Here is a 20,037-nt window from a genome sequence, read left to right as displayed (position 1 = left end):
TGGTTACAGTTTCTTCAAGAGACGAAAGCCTATGTCGCTCTTACAGCTCTCAGGTAAGTTCCTGCGGCGATCTGCCGAACGGCAGCGTCTGGCAGGGTAGCTCCAACTGCCACCCCGGACTACATGTGAGGAGCTATAGTCATCTTCCCATGCACTACCATCAGAAGGAGTAACGAGGTAGTTGTGATGCCATTTATCTTGAACCCATTCCCAAACATTCCCAACAATATCATAAAGACCCCACTTATTAGATTTTTTCTGACCAACTGGATGAGTCTCAGAACCTGAGTTATCATCATACCACGCATATTCATCAAGCTTTGACTCATTGTCACCAAAAAAATACCTTGTTTGTGTACTGGCTCTGCAGCAATACTCCCATTCAGCTTCCGATGGTAAACGATATTTACTAGCACCTTCATTTTTATTCAATTTTTTAATAAATTCTTGAACATCTTCCCAAAAGATGCTTTCCACAGGCCGACTTTCACCTTTAAAGGTTGAAGGATTATCACCCATAACTTTTTTCCACTGTTTTTGAGTAACTGGATATTTACCCATATAAAAGGAATATCCAATTGTTACTTTGTGAGCTGGATCTTCATCATCAAACCTGCCCTTTTCACCAGAAGGAGATCCCATCATAAATTCTCCGGCTGGGATAAGGACAAACTCCATACCTGTAGAAGGGCTGGTGAAGGTTTTTGGGATCTCGTATTTCTTGGATTCCTCATAAATCCCTTTATTTCCAATATTTGTAACTTCAGGTTTCGAGACACTACCAGTGTTTTTATTTCGAGGAAGGGGAGTGCTTATACTAATCCCTTTAAGCCTCTGCACAGCTTCAATATAATTATCAACCGAAAATTCACCCTTTAAAAGTAATTCTAAAAAATTGTATATGGTAATATCAACTTGTTCCAGAGGGGAAGGGGCATAGTAATAATTCCTAAGAATTGTCAGAGATTCGCCAAGTATACGAGGAGGAAGTTGGATACTGAACTCTCTAAGAAGCTTGCTACTTTTTAGTTGATATTCATTATCTTTAATTTTTTTACGATTCTTTGCGATTAGGATTTTCCCTTCCATCTGCGTTTTCATAACCGGAGATTGAGAACTTCGTTTTATTGTTCTATTGTGGGCGTATTCATACAAATCGTTCACATATATGAGACCATCTTCATCCTCATCTGCACCACCAGTTTTCAAACCTTCCAGCAAATAGTTAGTAAAAATGCCGTGTTTGAGTTCTGGATCTTCCTTAGCTTTCGGTGATCCAATCAAACCTGTAGATGTAAGAATTATCGTACCCGGACCCGTGGAATAATTAGAAAATGCTTCTTCTAAATCGTCTCCTTTTATTCCGGCAGCACCACTATAGCAGCAATCAAGAACGATAATAACTGATTTAAGTGATGGATATTTCATGCACCTGTTGATATAATCAAAATTTAACGACGTTGCCAGAGGATAATCTTCTCTAGCGTCCTTGAACAACAAACGCAATCCATTGTCAAGATGTTTTTTCCCATGACCGGAAAAATAAATGAAAACAAGATCGTCACGGTTTGCATTTTTCAGTATTTTTTCAATTTTAATCCTTGCGTCTATAAAGGTATCGTCTATTGATTCTTCAACTTCGTCAAACCCACAAATATCTTTATTCAGCAGAACCTCCTTCATTGCGAGAGCATCAGCTACTGCAAACCTTAATTCTTTATCGGAATCTGGATAATTATTTCCAATAACAAGCCCGACTCTTTTTCCAGTCATGACGCTAACACACGATTTATTTATTAGAGTTCATGAAATAACTCAGACCTTCAAAGACTGATAGATGCGGGTTTTCTTCAAAAAACTTAGATAATTTATTAAGAGGCAACTTTGAAATCTTAACCGTACTTCCGTCAGGGCATTTTAGTTCAATTTCAGCAGTTGGCCTATATTCTAGCCAGTTTTTCATTGCTTCAAGAATTATCTCTGCAAAGACCTTTCCAGTTATGCCGAAAACTGCAAGTGTGCTGAAAATGGTTGTCAGATCAGCTTTATCTCCTTCAGAACAATCGGATTTTAAAGGTTCTATCCAGCCATCAGGTATATTCATGCAAATTGAACTATATAGCTGACAGCACTGCTCCTGCCAATATTCCGAAAAAATTTCAATGCCTTCAGAGGTGAGTACGATAGAGAAATTAGATTTATCGAGAACTTGCTGTATTCTACCACCAACTGTTCCACAATCTAAGACTTAGTTTTTCTTTAGAGAATATATGATTTAAGATTTTTGTTCAATAATAAATAACAAGCTTGCAAAAAAGAGAAAGTTCTTCGAAAATTTTACAGACAATTCAATGTTTAAGCTTACTTGAGTAATAGAAGAAGGTTTAGTTCCTTTAAGAAGAAAGTTACGGCTCTTCATTGTTTTGTGTGGATATTCTCATACTGTACTCATTAAAAACAATACGGTCTTGAAGTGAAAATCATCTTATCCATAGGAAATGACGAAGAGCCAAAGTTATAGTTCCCTTAAAGAAGAAAATCACAATTCCCTTAAGAAGAAAGCTATAATTCCCTTAAAGAGGAAAGTTATAATTCCTTCAACAGACGGAACCCGAGATTGGCAAGCCGACTTTCAGTTTTGCGCTTGAAACGGCCAGCTGAACGGCATAACCCGGTCTCGCAGAGCCAGCTGCACCCACGAGAAACCCTATCTGAGCTACTTCCATCTTCCCATGCACTCCCATCCGAAGGAGCACCATTGTAATTATCGTACCAATTATCCTGTACCCATTCCCATACATTCCCGTTAATATCGTAAAGTCCCCAGGGATTTGGTTTCTTGCAGCCAATTACGTGAGTCTTATCTCCTGAATTTCCAGCATGCCAGACGTATTCATCAAGTTTTGACTCGTCTTCACCAAAGAAACACCTTGTTTGTGTGCCGGCGCGGCAGGCGTATTCCCATTCGGCTTCAGAGGGTAAGCGGTATTTGTCAGTTCCTTCCATTTCATTCAGCTTTATTACAAACTCCTGAGCTTCGTTCCAGGAAATCATCTCAACAGGATGATCTTCACCCTTGCAATATGAAGGGTTGTTGCCCATTATCTTTTTCCACTGTTTTTGCGTGACAGCGGATTTACCCAGATAAAAAGAGTTATTAATTTTTACTTTATGAATCGGAGACTCGGAATCTGATCTGTCCTTCTCTTCTAAAGGTGAACCCATCTCGAATTCGCCTGCCGGGATCAGTGCAAATTGCATATCTGTAAAAGGACTGACAAAGGTTTCAGTATCATTCGGATTATCAGCCAGCGCAAGGATAGATGACTCTTCAGTTTCTTCAGTTTTCAGGTAGTATCGAATTGTATTAATGTAAGTCTTGATATTCAATTTATTTCCCAAAAGCCCCACTCCCTATGGATATTTATTGACCTGTCAGTTTTTTACTTATGAATTACGATTTTACTTATTAATTGCTATTTTCAATTATTGGTTGTCTGTATTCATTTTTAATTTTTGTTACTTTTCGTTTTTAAATTCTCATTTGTCAATTTTCATTTTTCAGTACAATTTTCCAGCTATAATTCAATTCATATTTGTCAACTTCGAATTTTAATTTTTACTTATTAATTTTTGTTTTCAGCTTGTTTTCAGCTTGTTAATCTTTGTTTTCAGCTTGTTTTCAGCTTTTTTTCAGCTTACCTATTTCAGTTTTGTTTTTAGCTTTTATTGTTAGATTCTGGAACTCTATTATAATGTTGTTGCACATTGTTGTTCCATTTGAGAGTGAACCTTACTGCCAAAAACACCTGGACCATGAGTCTTTATGTATCCCATCGCAATAAAGAGAAGTATCTAAATTTAAATTGACTGTTAAACGTTTTTAAAAAAACTCATATAACCAAAAGTAAAATATGAGATTGATCTATCATAGAAAAAAACCAGCCAGACTCTCTTAGCTAAATGCTATCAAAGTTAAAAAGTCCCAAACCAAAAACTTAATTAAAACTCCTGATCGAAATCATTGAACAAGACCTATTCAGATTCTTAAACCATACCCTTGATTAGAGTTACGAAACCGTAATTCTGGTCAGAATTCCTAATCTATGCCCCTAATTATAATCCATAAACCATAATCTTGTCAGAATCCATAAATCATAATATCTGGTCAAAATCCATAAATCATAATATCTGGTCAGAGTCTCTAATCTACACCTCTCATAAGAATCCCTAAATTAAGATCCAAAACTCCAGAAGCCCTGAAATCATGGATAATCGAACTGCCCGCTTTTTGAAAACTCGCTTCCAGAAATATTACAAAAATGCCGAAATAGGTCTTCCTGACCACCTGCCTAACAGAGAGTGGGCTTTTATCTTCTTTGACGATATGCCTGATAAGATGATGCACAGGCACAAGGCCTTCGGCTCACCCGGAGAAGCTCTTGACTATCTTTACGGTATGGCTCCTGCGCATGTTTACAATTCAACTGCGTATTACGAATATCCTGATGCGCGGAAAATGAATGAGAAGAACTGGCTAGGGGCAGAATTGATTTTTGACCTTGATGCAGACCACCTTCCAGATGCCCCGAGAAACTACGCGGATATGCTGGAGCTTGTAAAGAAGGAAAGTTTCAAGCTCATGGACTTCCTTTTAGATGATTTCGGGTTTTCGGAACAGGAGATTGAGCTGGTATTCTCCGGAGGAAGAGGGTATCATTTCCATGTCAGAAGCCCAAAAGTCCTGAAGCTTGGAAGTGCTGAAAGAAGGGAAATCGTAAATTATCTCAGCGGGAGAGATCTTGACTTTAAATATTTTTTCAGGGAAGTTGCTATGGATGGAGAATTCGGGGCCGGCTCAAAGACATTTAAAGGAATGAAAAACGTGCCTTTTAAATGCACACTTGTGGGATATGATTCAGGCTGGGGAAGAAGGATTGCGCTTTATCTTACGGATTATATGAAAGCTGAATGTGGGAAAAGGTACAAAAAAGATATGTTTCCCGAACTTCGCAGGTATGAGAAAGTCGGGGATACTGCAGTAAAAAAGCTAATCAGTCTTACAAATAGCGAAAATGGCTTAAAGGATATCCTGGAGAAAGGAAGGCTTGACTTTGACGTCAGAAACTTTAAAGATATTGCTGCCTATTTTATGAGAGAGTCTGTCGAAGATTTCCTGCATAGATTCGGGGCCAGTGTTGATGAACCAGTGACTGCAGACATCAAACGTTTGATCCGGGTGCCGGGCTCATTACACGGCGGATCAGGGATGCTGGTAAAGAAACTTGCCTTATCCGAGTTAGAGAAGTTTGACCCACTTACCGATGCTGTTGTCTTTGGCGAAAGACCGGTAAAGGTAACGGTTTTAAAACCTTTTTCGGTGCAGCTAAAGGGCAAGGACTTAAAAGTAGAAGAGGGCATACAGGAGATTCCTGAGTATGCAGCAGTGTACTTAATTTGTAGAGGTGTTGCTGAGTATGGACATAGAAGAAATCAGCCAGGTCCTGTTTAAGGAAAAAAACCAGACATTAAAGACAATTCCAGCTGATTTTTACCTGGAGGCTGAGAAATATGTCCGGAAACTTGAAGAGGATATTAAAAAAGTTGACAATTCCCGTTCTCCTGAGTTCAAAATGCTTCACGACGAGCATGAAAGAGCACTTTCGGACCTTGAGACTATCTTCATGAAACGGATAGGAAAGGTTATAACCAGGGCAACAATTCAGTCTAATGCGAATAAACCTATTTCAAAAGACATCGAAAAATTACTTCCTGTAGAAAAGAAGCTTTATGATCTTGTACTGCAAGAAATTAAAGCCGCAAAAACCGAACTCTTAGGCCCTATCCTTTACCCTGGTTCCGAGAATACTGCAGTCTGGCCTGAAATTGTGGAAAGACAAATCCCTGCCGGTTTTAAGGGGAAAACAAAAGCAAAAATGGGAATTCCTGGCATTGCAGCCAGAGGGGAAACAGGATTAATCCCAGACAAAAACAATATAAATGAGGAATACGTTGTTGTCCGAATACTGAAGGATCTGCCTACCTTCACAGGCGCAGACGGCCGGAATTATACTGTCAGTGCAGAAGAAGTCGTTGTTTTGCCGCAGCTCAATGCTACAGGGCTGATAAAGCGGAATGCAGCTAAACTGATTGTCGGACAGGAAGACTCGGGAAAAGACTCATTTCCTGGAGAAAATTAATTTCCTGAGATTTACAGCTTGTTTTGGCTTGAGAAAGAAGACAGAAGGCAGTTTAAAGTGTTGGAGATTCTAAACTAAGCCATGAAGGCCGGAAAGCCTATCAGGTAATAGTATGAGTATTTATATGTGTAGCTATATTTGTGTACCTTAACCTTGTTATTACCAGGCTTATTAAGAAAAAGTTTGAGCAAAAACTAGCTTAACCTTCTTAGCACAGCGTTTTAAGAAAAAGCTTGAGCAAAAACTAGTAGTAGCTTAACCTGGTAAACTCTGTGACCTCGCCTTGATAGAAGATTTCCAATCGTAATATCAAGAACGAAAGAGGTCTGAAAAATATCAAGTTCATCCAATCAAAGGCTTCCCAAATAAGATCTTCCCAGGATCTAAACGCCATACGTAACGCCATACGTATTATTCCATATGAGTAATAGTGCCTTTCCGCAAAAGACGGAGAAGGCAAGCTGAATACCAATAATCATTAAAAAGGTGTAAATAATGAGGATTCCAAAGAAGTTCAGGAGTTACTGCCCTTACTGTAAAACCCATCAGGAAATCGTGGTTGAAAGGGTAAAGAAGGGTCAGGCTTCATCCATGACTCACATTGCAAGACAGAAGAATAGACAGCAAGGAATTGGAAACAGTGGAAAATTCTCCAAGGTGCCCGGTGGCGATAAACCCACAAAGCGCATCTGGCTCAGATACCGCTGTACAGTATGTAAAAAAGCCTACCAGAGACCCTGTTTCAGGGCAAAGAAATTTGAGTTTAAGGAGTAAGATAAAATGGTAGATTATATCCAGAGGCCAAAAAGCAGGTTCCTGCGCGTAAAGTGCAACGACTGCGAAAACGAACAGATTATATTCGGGAGTGCCAGCCGTAAAATCACCTGCGTTGTCTGTGGAAGGACCCTTGCCGAACCAACCGGTGGAAAATCGACAATTACTACTCACATTCTGGAAGTGCTTGAATAACCGGACAGGTAAAAGCGCTTTATAGTATTAGAGTAACAGGTAATAAAAATATAAAATTTGAGAAGTGGTGCTAATGGGAAACGATAACTGGCCCGAAGTCGGAGAATTTGTTGTTTGTACTGTAAAGAATGTAACAGATTTCGGAGCCTATGTCGAGCTTGAGGAGTTCGGAGGAAGAGAAGGTTTTATCCACATCTCCGAAATAAAAGCAGGCTGGGTCAAGTACGTCAGGGACTACGTCAGGGAAGGACAGAAGATAGTCTGCAAGGTTCTTAACGTGGACCCTTCCCGTGGCCACATAGACCTTTCATTGAAAGATGTAAACGAGCACCAGAGGCGCGCTAAAATCCAGGAATGGAAAAATGAACAAAAAGCCGCCAAATGGCTCCAGTTCGTGGCTGAAGAGACAAATCCCGATGAAACTACCCTGGAAACTTTGCACGAAAAACTCGTAGAAGAGTTCGGAAGTGCATATACAGCCTTTGAAGAAGCTGCCATCGAAGGGGAGAGAGCCTTCAAAGGAGTTAAAGTCAATAAGAAATATTTAAAGAGTATTATCAAAATCGCAGGGGAAAACATCAAACTGCCTTTTGTAGACATTGCAGGCTATGTGGATCTGACCTGTAACCTTCCAAATGGGATAGAGGTCATAAAGCAAGCTCTCAGTGCTGCAAATTCTATCAATGACGTTGATGGAAAAGACATAAGGCTCGAAATAAGTTACACAGGGGCTCCAAGATACCGAATTAAGGTAATTGCTCCTGATTACAAGAAAGCTGAATCAGTCCTTAAAAAATCTGCCCAGACAGCAGTCGATAGTATTACCAAACTTGGCGGACATGGGACCTTCAAGCGGCATATCGAATCAGCAAAGGCGTGATACCCTTTGGGACAAAAGATCCGCAAATGCAAAAATTGCGGCAGGTACACTTTAAGGGAAATTTGTCCGGGTTGTGGAGGAAAAACTTTCTCCCCAATTCCGGCTCGCTTTTCTCCTAAGGACCCTTATGGCAGGTACCGCAGAATGTCAAAGAAAGGATAAGGAATTGTTATGCAACAAAGTACACTTGTCCGCCTGAAAGAAAATCTTGAATTCAAAACTCCAATCCTTGTAGTGGGACTTCCAGGAGTAGGACTCGTAGGCAAGTTAGTGGCAGAGCATCTGGTAGACGAACTTGGGGCTGAAAAAATAGTAGAAGTTTATTCTCCGCATTTTCCACCTCAGGTCCTGGTCAATAAAGACTGTACGGTTCGTCCGGTAAGCAACACTATATACTACGCAAAAGCAAAGGAGAATGACATCCTTTTCCTTGTGGGAGATCATCAGAGTACAACTTCACAGGGACATTATGAACTCTGTTCGCTTTATCTTGACATTGCAGAAGAGTTTGGAGTGAAGAAGATTTACACGCTCGGAGGGTATCCCACAGGTAAATTGACCTATGAGGAAACCGTCCTTGGGGTCGCCAATAACACGAAAATGATCGAAGAGATCAAAGAGTATGGGGTAGAGTTCAAGGAATCCGAACCTAGCGGAGGCATAGTTGGAGCGTCGGGCTTGCTTGTGGCTTTCAGCAAGATGCGAGGTATTGATGCTGCCTGCCTTATGGGTATGACCCCAGGATATTTAATGGACCCTAAAAGCGCCCAGTCTCTTCTAAAAGTACTCTGTAAAATGTTTGGAATTGAAGTGAATATGGAGTCTCTTGAGAAAAAGGCCGAGGAAATGGAAAGCATCCTTGAAAAGCTAAAGGAAAAAGAAGAGCAGCAGACAATCCAGGAAGTTAAACCTACCGAAGAAGACCTGCGCTATATAGGATGATATGGCCTTAGAGATAACCAGAGAATTAAATGTGAGTTTCAATCTAAAGCTATCTAATTAAAGTGAGCACTAAATGTTGGATTTTCCGGTAAAGGGAAGGAAATGAAAGTCAATACAGACCTCCATCTCCATTCAAAGTACTCCATGGCATCTTCCAGAAAAATGGAACTGCCGACGATTGCCAGGGAGGCTTCAAAAAAAGGGATGGAATTAATCGGTACTGCAGACTGCACTCATCCGAAGTGGCTAGAAGAGATCAAAAGAGTATCTGTTTCAGATGAAGAAATCCGCATAGATGAGATTTATTTCATCCCAACTACCGAGATAGAAGACAGAAACCGCGTACACCATCTCCTTATTTTACCCTCGATTTCAAAGGCTGAAGAACTGGTCGAACGCATTGCTCCTTTCGGCAACCTTGAAGCCGACGGCCGCCCGAGTGTCAGGCTGGATGGCACTGAAATTGCAGAAATTGCAAAAGACATTGGAGCTCTTATCGGCCCCTGCCATGCCTTTACTCCCTGGACTGCACTTTACGGCTACCATGACAGCCTTAAAAGTTGTTATGGAGATATGACAGATTATATTTCTTTCCTGGAGCTTGGCCTGAGTGCAGACAGTGATTATGCAGACAGAATCCAGGACCTTCACCGCCTGACTTTTCTTTCGAATTCCGATGCTCATTCCCCTTCGACCAATAAACTGGCAAGGGAATTTACGCAGTTTGATATGCCTGAGCTTACCTTTGACGGCTTGAAAAAAGCCATACTAAGGGAACAGGGGTATAAAGCTACTCTGAATGTGGGTTTTTTTCCCGAAGAGGGCAAGTACAACCGGTCAGCTTGCATTAAGTGTTTTACTCAGTATCCGCTGCCCGAAGCCGTTGAAAATAAGTGGCGCTGTCCTGTCTGCGGAGGCGTCATAAAGAAAGGGGTTTTCGACCGCGTTAATGAACTCGCAGACTTTAAAGAACCAGAGCATCCTGAATACCGTCCTCCTTACCTCCATCTCATTCCTCTTGCCGAGATTATCCAGATGGCGCTCGGCCATGCAAGCGTTCAGACAAAAGGCGTACAAACGGCCTGGAATAAACTTATAGAACGCTTTGGGAACGAAGTCAAAGCTCTTATTTACTCCGAGCCTGAAGACCTGAAGGTCGTGGGTGACGACAGGGTAGTAAATGCGATCCTGGCTTTCAGGAAAGGCAATGTCATAATCCATCCCGGTGGAGGTGGCCAGTACGGCTGGCTTGAGTTGCCTGAAAACCTGAAAAATGAAGAAATCCGGCAAACAGGACAGCTTTCATTTGCAGATCTTGAAGAGATAAATCCCGCGAAATCAAGCAAACCTGAAAAAAAGAGAGAAAAAAATCTCCGGAAAAAACCCGGCGAAACCGAAAAAGAAAGGCCGGATTATCAAGAATCAAATAATAGGGAACCGGATGATGCAGGCCAGAGTTCACTTTTCGATTTTTAATATATAGGTTAGAGGATAATAAGATATATAAGAAAGAAAGTATATTCACTACCCTGCATCTGAAACACGTTGCATTAAATACGTCGGGTTGCGCCCGGAAATATTCTTACTTTAAAACAAAATGCCCAGGTAGTCTAGTGGTAAGGCGACGGTCTCGAAAACCGTTTCCTCTTTGGGGGAGCGCAGGTTCAAATCCTGCCCTGGGCGTTATTTGTCAAATTAAAGCTCGATTGACACCTCTCGAGCAAAAAACCCATTTTTATAACTTGTTTCTTTAAAATAATTCATTTTATACATTTTGTCTTAAAAATAATTATCAGGCAGCGCCTTCAACACAAATAAAAAAGCTTTTCAAAACTATTTCATATGTAACATTATGAATCTAGACCTCGTTACATCAGAAATAATAAGCAAAGATGCAATAAGTGAAGATACTGAAAATGTTTTTTCTACCAGCAAACATAAAATAAAAACAATTGAGAGTGATGAAATAGAAGAAGCATGGAGTGACTTAGAAAGTCAAATGACCGAAAAAACGGATAAAGTAGAGATGGAATCAAGTCAAGCAAATGACTTTTCAATCCAAGCTACTGGTATTTTAAAAACTATCTCTGGTGTTCCTTATTATCTAGCCAATGTTCGCGGTTGCGCTCCCGCTGCAGATGCTATGGTTTTGGGATATTGGGACACTCATGGTTATTCTAAACTTCCAAGTGGCAATACTCTCATAAAAGAACTGGCAACGGCGATGTGGACTAATGATGGGCAGTCACATCCAGATATGATTGACGAGGGTATAGAAAAAGTTTGCAAGAATCATGGATATAAAAATTTTAATAGTGTATTCGATGATAGTTTGTCTAAGTCTGAGGTTACATCAGAAATTGATGCAAATAGACCATTTGTTTTGTCCATGTATAACGGTGGAGTAGGAAGTGGGAATTCCAACCGCTACGGAGACCACGCTGTTACATGTATGGGTTATAAAAAAGTGGGTTCAAGAGTTTATGTTTACATACATGATGGGTTGGATATGAAGATTCATTATATTACTTTTTGAAATTGGGATGATGTAGCAGCAACGAGGATGAGGACTTAATCACCCTCTATAACTTTTTTGGGATAGGTAACTATGGATCTCTCACGAATTAATAAAAAATTAATAATTATATTATTGTTAATTTTTATCGCTTCGATACTTTATACTTTCAATGCAAAGTATAGTGAAATACATCCCGAAAAATATCTTGACAATATTAGCAACAATTCAACAAATGCTGACTTGCATTCTGGAGAGCCAGTAAAAAAAAATCTTGATAACATTGACAATAATCCAATAGATGTTGAGATCTACCCAGGAGATTCAATACAGAATGCAATCAATTCTGTAAATTCCGGTGGCACCGTTATTGTTTACCCAGGATTATATAAGGAGAATTTGGTTGTAGACAAACCGCTGAAGGTTATAAGCTCAAATGAAGGAGAATCCACATATGCTGTTATTCAGGCGGCTGACCCTGAAAAAGATGTACTCCACATAACTGCGGATAATGTGACAATCAGCGGCTTCAATATAACTGGGTCACAGGGTAGATCCGGCATATATTGTAGTGGGTCTGATGGCAACATAACTGGAAATAAACTAAGTCATAACAATTATGGAGTTTGCCTTAATGATTCAAATAGGAACATCCTGGAAAAGAATGAAGTGAATAACAATTCACTTGGAATTTATCTAAAAAATTCTGATAACAACCAATTAAGAAATAATGATATTTTAGGTGTTGGAATATTTGTTGGATCAGAGAATAATGCAACAGGAATTTATCTTGAAGAGTCTGATAATAATAAATTAATGAGTAACACCGTATCGAAGTTATGGGACGGTGTGAGATTCATTAAATCTTCTTATAATGAGCTAAATAATAACTCAATTTTGTATAACTATTTCAGCCTTAGTCTCGTTAACTCAAATAATAATAAAGTTTTGAATAATACTATTGTGAGACGTGGATATTCATATTCAGTTAATCTTGTCGATTCTCAAAATAACACATTAAAAGGTAATATTGGAGATTCGAATACTGAATTTAGAGTAGTATATGACGTTTTAAACAGTACAAATATCGCTTTGAACAGTGGAAATAATACATTGGAAGGTGAGATACTTAACGCAGGTGAACCACGAACCATATAATTAAAGCCTAAGTTTGACAGTACTCACTAATTGGTATTGTCAATCCATCCCATTTTTAGCTCAAATCAGTTTGACACGATTTTAGAAGTTCATCTGATTTTATAATTTCTTCTACGGAATAGTCCCCCATTTTTGTTACAATTAAGCTATTGATTCGGCAATGTGCTGATTTTTCTGTAAAATCATAAATCTTAAAAAGTTGGTAGTTTGAAAATCTAATATCAAAAGAACGGAACTATAATCAGTACACAAAAAATGAACTTTGAATTTACAGCAAATTCGCAACACTGCCTAATCGGGTAGTGCTCTAATCTTTCTGTAAATCCTCTTTTCAATTACGCACAGGTTTTATTACAAAACCTGTGTATTTTTCCGGTTTAGCTTCTCTTGTAATTTTACTGAAAAAATGATACACTGCCAGATACTTTAATTCCGCCAAAACATCACTATATGATTCATATCAATGTTTCTTAAAGCCTTCAATAGCTCTTTGATTGATTAAAAAGTATCATTTCGGAACTTTATTTACTGTCAAATGCTAAATGCTGATATATGTTAAGATCGCTATCCTCTTTAGTTACTGTAATTTTTTTCGTGATTGTTTTATGGCTTGTTTCGAATTTTATAGTACAATTTAATTCGTTCCAACCTTCCAACCAGTTACCTTTGCTTAGAACAAAAGCCTGATGAATCCTGTCATTGGCATTGACTCTGATAGGTTTAAAATAGGGAGAAGGTCCGCCAAATTGAGAAAAACTACTTGCGTTACATAACTCGAGATCATTAAAATCCAGATTGTCTGAAAAAAAGCTTACCTTTGATATACTAGTAGGTTGTTTACCTTTGTTTCGTATATCGACTAAAAATTCAATCCTAGTGCCTCCTGTGTGATATGCCGTAAGAGGTGCTGTAGAAAATTTAGCTGATTTAATATCTGTTTCTAACATTATTCGGTCCTGATAGTAGTCTTTTAATCTCAATATTAAAAGTAGATAAGCAATAATAGCCCCTAAAAGTTTGAACCAATCAATTATTGAATAAGAGTAAATTTCTGATAAAAAAGTAAAATTCATAAATGCTGTAGAATCCATTTATATGTGTTGTTTTTAAGAAAATTTAAAGATTACTAAATTACTTTTATCTAAATAAGGGTTCCATCCCTATTTCTATGTACATGGCCCAATACATAAAAGACACATTTACACAGTTTTATTAATATTTAGCTAACAAATTTCATGCGGTGATACACATACCCAAAAGTAATGATTCCAGTATTAAAATCAGTAACAAAAGAGACATTGTAGGTATAAAAGAGTGTTTTGTGATTATGCCTATTACTGATAAACCACCCTATGAAAATGGGCACTTCAAAATAGTTTATGAATATTTGATTAAACCAGCATGTTCCTTAGCTGGATTTGTTCCTATAAGGTCTGATGATATAAAAAATACAAATTTTATTGTTAAAGATATACTAAAAAGACTATTAGTTTCACCAATGGCTATATGTGATCTAAGTGGTCAAAATCCAAATGTTCTGTTTGAACTCGGAATAAGACAATCTTTTAACAAACCTGTTACTTTAATTAAGGATTTGATCACTCCGCGTATTTTTGACATTGATGGATTAAGATGCCTTGATTACAATGAAAATTTAAGGGTTGATCAAATAAATGTATCTGTTAATTTAATTGCAGAAACACTAAAAAACACATATGAATCTCAGGATAATAAGGAAAATTCTTTAATTCATTCATTAAGTATAGAACCCGCAAAATTACTAAATGATCAAGTTTTATCGAATGACACAACTGTGTTATTACAGTCTATAAACAACTTAAAGGATCAATTCGATTCCTTCAAATATGGATTATTACAAAATAGTCTCGTCGGGATGGGTCTTGCGGGAATACCTATGAGAGAGTTAACAACAGAAGAAATGAAACTTTTGTCTCTACCTGTGCAATATACTTTAGACGGAGGGCATGTTAGTTGGATTTTAGCTCAGGGTGGAAGAATTCAGCGGAAAATTGATTATCCTGAAAATAAAAAATCTGAAATCATGAAAATAACTGACTGCAATGATCAAGAATAATGTAACTTTTTTACTCTATACTTTTTGATGATATTGACTATGAGATAATACTTCGATTTTGCTGTATAACCTATAGATGTTCTAAAAGTTTCAGATTTCTGAAAAATTACAAAATACCTTTAGTATGCAGAACTAAGATAACTTTGTCAAAAGTCGTAATATAAAAAATGTTGTTTCTGTTTTATCACTTGATTATTATATGAAAATTACCAATTTCAGGCCGATTTTTCCACAATTGCCTATGTGTTTGTTTCCTCAATCATTTCAATAACTATAGGAATTTGCTTGTTTACACCGATAACCCGAATATCAAATGCAAAAATTCTATTAGCCTATCTTCGGCAGGTAAACATATAATTTAATATAATTAATTTTTATATCTCTTTTCTTGATCTTCCATGGCAGATAAAAACAACATTAGAAGAGTTGAATCCTCAATAAAACGTACAAGCTTCTTAGGTCACCTTGGTCTCATTGCTGGAGTTTTCCGCGAGCTTGAAGTTGACAAATTGATCGATGAGAAACTTCCTAAAGAACGAGATCACAAGGTTCCTCACTCTGTCTGTATCCTTGCCATGGTACTCAATGGTCTTGGTTTCATAGGGCAACGTCTGTACCTTTTTCCTGATTATTTCAGAACTATTTCTATAGGAAGACTTTTTGGAGACAGCGTCACACAAGAAGACCTGAATCAATATGCTATTGGAGAAACTCTTGACAGAATCGTAAAGTATGGTCCTACAAAACTGTTTACGGAAATCACTCTTCACATTATGAATCGTCTACCTATTCCTGTCCATTGTTTACACGCTGACACTACAAGTGTCAGCGTTTATGGCGATTATGAAGACGAAGAAACTGAGTATATTGATATTACTTTTGGAATACCAAAAAACGGAAGATGGGACCTCAAACAATTTGTTTTGAGCTTGATTGTTAATCAGCATGGGATACCACTTTTCATGAACACCCATTCAGGGAATGCTTCAGACAAAAGCACAATTATGGAAGCAATCAAGTCTCTCAAATCAGCTTTAAGCCCTGAAAGCAAAGTGTACTATGTAGCTGATAGTTCTTTTTACACTGACAATAATATCAAGAACATAGGAAAGTCATTCTGGATAAGTCGTGTTCCTGCAACAATTAATGAAGCAAAGGAACTGCTAACTGCAAATCTAAACCTGAAAACGTTGAAAAGCGACGAAAGATACTCATTTTATCAAACCTTTGTGGATTATGGTGGAGTTAAACAAAAGTGGATTTTGTTACTCTCTCATAAAATGAAAGAAAAAAAAGAGGTAACTCTCAGAAGGAAGCTTGAAAAAGAGCTTGAAAAAGCAGAAAAGTCGCTTAAAAAGCTGGTAGGAGATGACTTTTTCTGTGAAGAAGATGCATTAAAAGCAGCAGAAAAATGGATTGAAGATTTCCCTTCTGTTCTTTTTGAAAAAGTAGATTTGAAAACCATTAAAAAACGTGAAGCAGGTAAAAGAGGCAGAATTTCTAAAGATGAGAAATTAAAGACATTTTACAGGATTGATGGAATTATAAAGGTTAATGATGCTTTTGTTTTAAAAGAAATGGAAAAAATGGGACTTTTCATTCTTGCAAGTAATGATATCAGTCTTTCTCCTGAAGAGATGCTGAAGTATTACAAAGAACAGGATAAAGTAGAAAAAGGATTCCGATTTTTGAAAAGTGATACCTTTAGCATATCGAAGGTGTATCTCAAGAATAAATCAAGGATTGAAGCGTTGACAATGATAATGGTTCTCTGCTTAATGATTTATGCAATTGCAGAATGGAAATTAAGGACAAAGTTAGAAGAAGAAAATGAAACGGTTCCAGATCAAAAAGGGAAACCAACAAAAAAACCAACAATGAGATGGATATTTTTCAAGTTTCAAGGAATTACAGAACTTATAACGCAGAAAAAAGGGAAAACAAAGTCAGAAATACTGAATATGGAAGAAATTCACTGGAAAATATTGAGTCTCATGGGGGAGGAATATGAAAAGATATATATCTAGTTGCGTTAACCTGCCGAAGCTAGGTTTTAAGAAGCCTAACCCTAATTCTGAGATAACCATTTATTTTCACGTTGGTATGACATATTTTTTCAATAATTATGAGCATGTCCATTATAAAATAATATGAATTAACTCTTTCTATTTTATACTAGTGCATCGATTCCAAAGTATGTCAGAAATGAATTTTTTGAAAACCACGGAAAGCACGGAAGACAAGGAAATCAGTAGTAAAGACGTGTTTCTTCCGTGCTTTCCGTGGTTGTAGTATCCAGATCGAATCACTCTGCGACAGGCTGCGTTTTCCGTGTTACAAAATTCCATGGGACTTTTAAATAATATTTACGTCATAAACTGTGTTTATTTCCTTATTATATATAGTTGAGAATCGATATACTAGTTTTCTTTTCGTACATATGGCTGCATGTTAAGGTACATCGGGACAAAATCGGTTTTTTTATTTTTCTCTGCAACTTTAAATTCAAATTTTTCATAGAAGCCTGTCGACTCTATTTTGGAGTCCACCAGGAGATATCTACAGCCTATATTATCACAAATAGATACCACTTGAGCCAGAATAATTTTCATTAAAAAAGTTCCTATCCCACATCTTTCGAACCTGGAATCTACCGCCAGTCTTGCAATTTTAACCGCTGGATATTTTCGATATGTGTAAGATTCGATTCCATCGATTACGTTTTTGGTTTCAATTGTATCGGCTGCTAGAGAATAGAATCCGGCCAGAGAACCATTGCAAAAACATAATCGTGTTCGGTTGACTAAATTATTTTGATCTAAAAGGGCATTAGTCTTTAAAAAATCATTTAACTCTTCACTGTTGCAGTTAAAAAAAGAAAGATCGTCAGCTTCATCGAGAGGCAGTACAATAAGTTCATTGTCGAGATTTGCGTGCTTTAAGTTCTCTGACTTTTCGCTCGTTTTTCTCATATAATTCCCTGCCTTCGGCAATCATAGATAAGACTAAAGGTGATGCTTCTGGGTTGTCATCATATTCGATGAATCGTTTTGCATCCTCTCCTTCAAGGACTAAACCTAACTCAACTGGTTTTGCCATTAATTCTACCTTATTTCATAAACCTTATTTCATAAACCTTATTTCATTAGTTAGTAGTCAGCTTTATTTATAACTAACTTACAAGGACTTATTAACTTAATTACAAGCATAGATGCCGCTAACATTGTGCATTTATAATACGCTTTTTATGACAACTGCCAATTCTCTTTTTGCTTCTTTTTCTTCCAGTGACTACCCGATATCTTCTGCTCCGCAGCATGCGGGCGTGGAGAGACGTTTTAAGATAAATTTAAAAAAGAGATTGAAGAATTAAAAGCAACCCTCTGTTTGCCCTTTCTTTATTTTTGACATCATATTATTTTTTACTATATGCTCGTATTTTCTCCAGCTATTTCCATCTATTTCGGGCATTGAGACGATGAGAGCTTCGCTTCTTTTCTGGTCGGTGCAGGAATCGATTGCCTTCTGGATGGTGGCAGGGTCTTTATTTCCGATCAGGTCTATGATTTTTATTTCCTTGATAAAACGGGAGATTGCAGTCATGGGAATTTCATTTAAGTAGGACAGAGGGGATTTTGAGCCGATTATTTTTCTTGAACCTGCCATTGTGGAAACTCCATTTTCGGAAAGCGAGACCAGGGACTGACCTGCCCAGTGGGCGCTTTCTGCTCCGCAGACGACCAGGTAGTTTATGTTTGGGTTTGCAAGCACATTGGTTATTATCTTTTCAATCCCAAAGTTTGCAGTAAAACAGGTCCCGCAGATTGCATAGTTCTTAAGTCCCCATGCCTTATAGTCAGAGGCAAGAGTTACCACAGCTACACTCGAATTTGTGTCTCCTATTACGTAGTTACCGGAAGTTATAGGCCATTCCATAACGTTTTGCTCCTCGTTTTGCTTCTATAATCTATAACAGATTTCCATTGGAATTTATCATTCAGTTAAATGCGAAAGTCCTGTCCCTGTAAAATTAAATTTGATTTTAAGACAGGCTCTTAATATTTCCTGACCTCAATTTAACATAATAATTTTATGGAATACTGTATGATTGAACAGCTATACGCCCGGTCTGCAGCAAATTTATTACTACAACAGTGACTATCATGCGACTATCATGTGACTATCATGTAGCTATCATGTAGCTATCATGTGACTATCATGTGACTATCAGACCGCCTGTCGTAATATTCTCGGCTATTCTGATCAAGACTTGACTCTCACAGATGATGCTAACAGTGTGTCAGTTATAACATTCTTTGTATCCTCTTCAAATTGAGTGGAAACCCCTCAATTTCCACTCACTGAGCTTTTTCTCTGATGATTTGAGCTAAAGATGGCATCTCACATATACTGCTGACTCTATCGCATATGTACTGATATGCACTTACCCCCAGTTTCTTTGCTGTCTGAATAATCGTCATAAATGTATCATTTGCTTTTGTTCCTTCCTCTGTTATGGTTTGAAGGCTCACATCTCTTTTTCTGACCTTTGCTCTTGCTGCCAGTTCCGCTGCATTGTTATGCAGCGGAATCTCTGGCAAAATCAGTACCTTTAACAACTGTTCCTTGTTCTCTTTCGTCTTAGCGATTCTTTCATCCAGCTGTTCATATCCTGTTTTGGTAGAAAACAACTGATCAAACTTAATGGATAATTGCTCCGCTACCTCTGAATCTGGTTTTATTCTAAACTTACAAAGCTCACCATAAAAGTCCCAGTACCTGTCCAGAAAAGCTTCCAGCTTTTCTCTATGATAAGGAACTACTGGCCTCAATTTCTTGTAGTTTCTACCATCATGAATCCAGCAAAGAGCATGATGATATGCAATTTGCCTGAATTGACGTGCATCATCACTCAAAAGTGTGGTAACCACAGGTATGTTTGTCATCTGATGATATGCCGCAATTGCACCGGCTTCAAGAACTTTCTTCTTAGTAGTTTTTCTACCATGCAAAAAAATACAATCCAGTTTTCGACGCATTTCCTCGTCACTGAATATTTTGTTTTTTAAAGAAGAGAGCTTTTCTATCCATCTTTGGGAAACATTAAACGTTTTCATTAGATCAAATGCTTCCTCATTAAAGCAGTACGTTTTTTCTTTTCCACATAAAAGCACATCTAAAATGGTTTCCCGGTTCTTATTTGGAACTGTAAAATAAGCAGCATAATAAAGATTGCAAAGAATCTGAGTATAATAATTGACACCATTGACTCTTGCAC

At 37.8% G+C, this 20,037-nt stretch carries 19 protein-coding genes, 1 tRNA gene and 1 pseudogene; 13 read left to right on the top strand and 8 right to left on the bottom strand.

The window, feature by feature from the left end:
- Positions 1 to 3: 3 nt before the first annotated feature.
- The 3 genes from FXW07_RS16240 to FXW07_RS16230 all read right to left on the bottom strand — a co-directional run bounded on the left by FXW07_RS16240 (position 4) and on the right by FXW07_RS16230 (position 3,411).
- Positions 4 to 1,773 (bottom strand): SUMF1/EgtB/PvdO family nonheme iron enzyme, encoded by a 1,770-nt coding sequence (locus FXW07_RS16240; protein WP_229396393.1) that lies wholly within the window; start codon positions 1,771 to 1,773, stop codon positions 4 to 6.
- Between the two features lie 16 nt (positions 1,774 to 1,789).
- Positions 1,790 to 2,104: a hypothetical protein gene (locus FXW07_RS16235; protein ID WP_229396391.1), complete on the bottom strand. Its 315-nt coding sequence runs from the start codon at positions 2,102 to 2,104 to the stop codon at positions 1,790 to 1,792.
- Between the two features lie 482 nt (positions 2,105 to 2,586).
- Positions 2,587 to 3,411 (bottom strand): formylglycine-generating enzyme family protein, encoded by an 825-nt coding sequence (locus FXW07_RS16230; protein WP_229396389.1) that lies wholly within the window; start codon positions 3,409 to 3,411, stop codon positions 2,587 to 2,589.
- 856 nt (positions 3,412 to 4,267) lie between these two features.
- Here FXW07_RS16230 and priS point away from each other — a divergent pair.
- The 11 genes from priS (at position 4,268) to FXW07_RS16175 (ending at position 12,664) form a co-directional block, all read left to right on the top strand.
- Entirely contained in the window at positions 4,268 to 5,512 is a 1,245-nt protein-coding gene (priS, locus tag FXW07_RS16225; RefSeq protein ID WP_229396387.1) for a DNA primase catalytic subunit PriS, read from the top strand.
- On the top strand, positions 5,478 to 6,200 hold the full coding sequence (locus tag FXW07_RS16220; protein WP_229396385.1) for a DNA replication complex GINS family protein: 723 nt from the start codon (positions 5,478 to 5,480) through the stop codon (positions 6,198 to 6,200). The genes priS and FXW07_RS16220 overlap by 35 nt, the downstream gene beginning before the upstream one ends.
- A gap of 495 nt (positions 6,201 to 6,695) precedes the next feature.
- Complete coding sequence (locus tag FXW07_RS16215) at positions 6,696 to 6,974, top strand: 50S ribosomal protein L44e (protein ID WP_229396383.1); 279 nt, start codon at positions 6,696 to 6,698, stop codon at positions 6,972 to 6,974.
- Positions 6,975 to 6,980: 6 nt separating this feature from the next.
- Positions 6,981 to 7,169: a 30S ribosomal protein S27e gene (locus tag FXW07_RS16210; protein ID WP_011306561.1), complete on the top strand. Its 189-nt coding sequence runs from the start codon at positions 6,981 to 6,983 to the stop codon at positions 7,167 to 7,169.
- Between the two features lie 73 nt (positions 7,170 to 7,242).
- Positions 7,243 to 8,049: a translation initiation factor IF-2 subunit alpha gene (locus FXW07_RS16205; RefSeq protein WP_229396381.1), complete on the top strand. Its 807-nt coding sequence runs from the start codon at positions 7,243 to 7,245 to the stop codon at positions 8,047 to 8,049.
- A gap of 6 nt (positions 8,050 to 8,055) precedes the next feature.
- Positions 8,056 to 8,211: an RNA-protein complex protein Nop10 gene (locus FXW07_RS16200; RefSeq protein WP_229396379.1), complete on the top strand. Its 156-nt coding sequence runs from the start codon at positions 8,056 to 8,058 to the stop codon at positions 8,209 to 8,211.
- 9 nt (positions 8,212 to 8,220) lie between these two features.
- On the top strand, positions 8,221 to 8,991 hold the full coding sequence (locus FXW07_RS16195) for a proteasome assembly chaperone family protein (RefSeq protein WP_229396377.1): 771 nt from the start codon (positions 8,221 to 8,223) through the stop codon (positions 8,989 to 8,991).
- 102 nt (positions 8,992 to 9,093) lie between these two features.
- A complete protein-coding gene (locus FXW07_RS16190; protein WP_229396376.1) occupies positions 9,094 to 10,467 on the top strand; it encodes a TIGR00375 family protein in 1,374 nt (457 codons plus the stop codon).
- A 123-nt stretch (positions 10,468 to 10,590) separates the two neighbouring features.
- Positions 10,591 to 10,674 (top strand) — tRNA-Ser (locus FXW07_RS16185).
- A 169-nt stretch (positions 10,675 to 10,843) separates the two neighbouring features.
- Positions 10,844 to 11,527, top strand: a complete 684-nt coding sequence (locus tag FXW07_RS16180; RefSeq protein WP_229396374.1) for a C39 family peptidase — start codon at positions 10,844 to 10,846, stop codon at positions 11,525 to 11,527.
- 72 nt (positions 11,528 to 11,599) lie between these two features.
- The gene (locus FXW07_RS16175) at positions 11,600 to 12,664 is read left to right on the top strand and encodes a NosD domain-containing protein (protein WP_229396372.1); all 1,065 of its coding nucleotides are present in this window, start codon (positions 11,600 to 11,602) and stop codon (positions 12,662 to 12,664) included.
- 521 nt (positions 12,665 to 13,185) lie between these two features.
- On the opposite strand, the gene FXW07_RS16170 is transcribed toward FXW07_RS16175, so the two are convergent.
- A complete protein-coding gene (locus FXW07_RS16170; protein ID WP_229396370.1) occupies positions 13,186 to 13,755 on the bottom strand; it encodes a hypothetical protein in 570 nt (189 codons plus the stop codon).
- Between the two features lie 236 nt (positions 13,756 to 13,991).
- Here FXW07_RS16170 and FXW07_RS16165 point away from each other — a divergent pair, with 236 nt between their 5' ends.
- Together FXW07_RS16165 and FXW07_RS16160 are read left to right on the top strand one after the other, a co-directional pair.
- Positions 13,992 to 14,759: a hypothetical protein gene (locus FXW07_RS16165; RefSeq protein ID WP_229396369.1), complete on the top strand. Its 768-nt coding sequence runs from the start codon at positions 13,992 to 13,994 to the stop codon at positions 14,757 to 14,759.
- A gap of 398 nt (positions 14,760 to 15,157) precedes the next feature.
- Positions 15,158 to 16,786 carry an IS1634 family transposase gene (locus tag FXW07_RS16160; protein WP_229396367.1) on the top strand — a complete coding sequence of 543 codons (1,629 nt, stop codon included), beginning with the start codon at positions 15,158 to 15,160 and terminating at the stop codon, positions 16,784 to 16,786.
- 393 nt (positions 16,787 to 17,179) lie between these two features.
- On the opposite strand, the gene FXW07_RS16155 is transcribed toward FXW07_RS16160, so the two are convergent.
- The 4 genes and pseudogenes from FXW07_RS16155 to FXW07_RS16140 all read right to left on the bottom strand — a co-directional run.
- The gene (locus tag FXW07_RS16155) at positions 17,180 to 17,731 is read right to left on the bottom strand and encodes a GNAT family N-acetyltransferase (RefSeq protein WP_229396365.1); all 552 of its coding nucleotides are present in this window, start codon (positions 17,729 to 17,731) and stop codon (positions 17,180 to 17,182) included.
- The gene (locus FXW07_RS16150; RefSeq protein ID WP_229396363.1) at positions 17,676 to 17,858 is read right to left on the bottom strand and encodes a hypothetical protein; all 183 of its coding nucleotides are present in this window, start codon (positions 17,856 to 17,858) and stop codon (positions 17,676 to 17,678) included. Before FXW07_RS16150 ends, FXW07_RS16155 begins: the two co-directional genes overlap by 56 nt.
- A gap of 270 nt (positions 17,859 to 18,128) precedes the next feature.
- Positions 18,129 to 18,701, bottom strand: a pseudogene (locus FXW07_RS16145) (tetrahydromethanopterin S-methyltransferase subunit A); the annotation flags it as partial.
- A gap of 416 nt (positions 18,702 to 19,117) precedes the next feature.
- Positions 19,118 to 20,037: transposase (locus FXW07_RS16140; RefSeq protein WP_229396359.1), on the bottom strand; the 920-nt coding region annotated here is incomplete at its 5' end.

Origin of the sequence: Methanosarcina sp. DH1 (genome assembly GCF_020804205.1) — an archaeon.
In the GTDB taxonomy this organism is placed as follows: domain Archaea; phylum Halobacteriota; class Methanosarcinia; order Methanosarcinales; family Methanosarcinaceae; genus Methanosarcina; species Methanosarcina vacuolata.
The sequence above is the reverse complement of the archived record's forward strand: the minus strand, read 5'-3'. Positions and strand labels throughout refer to the sequence as shown.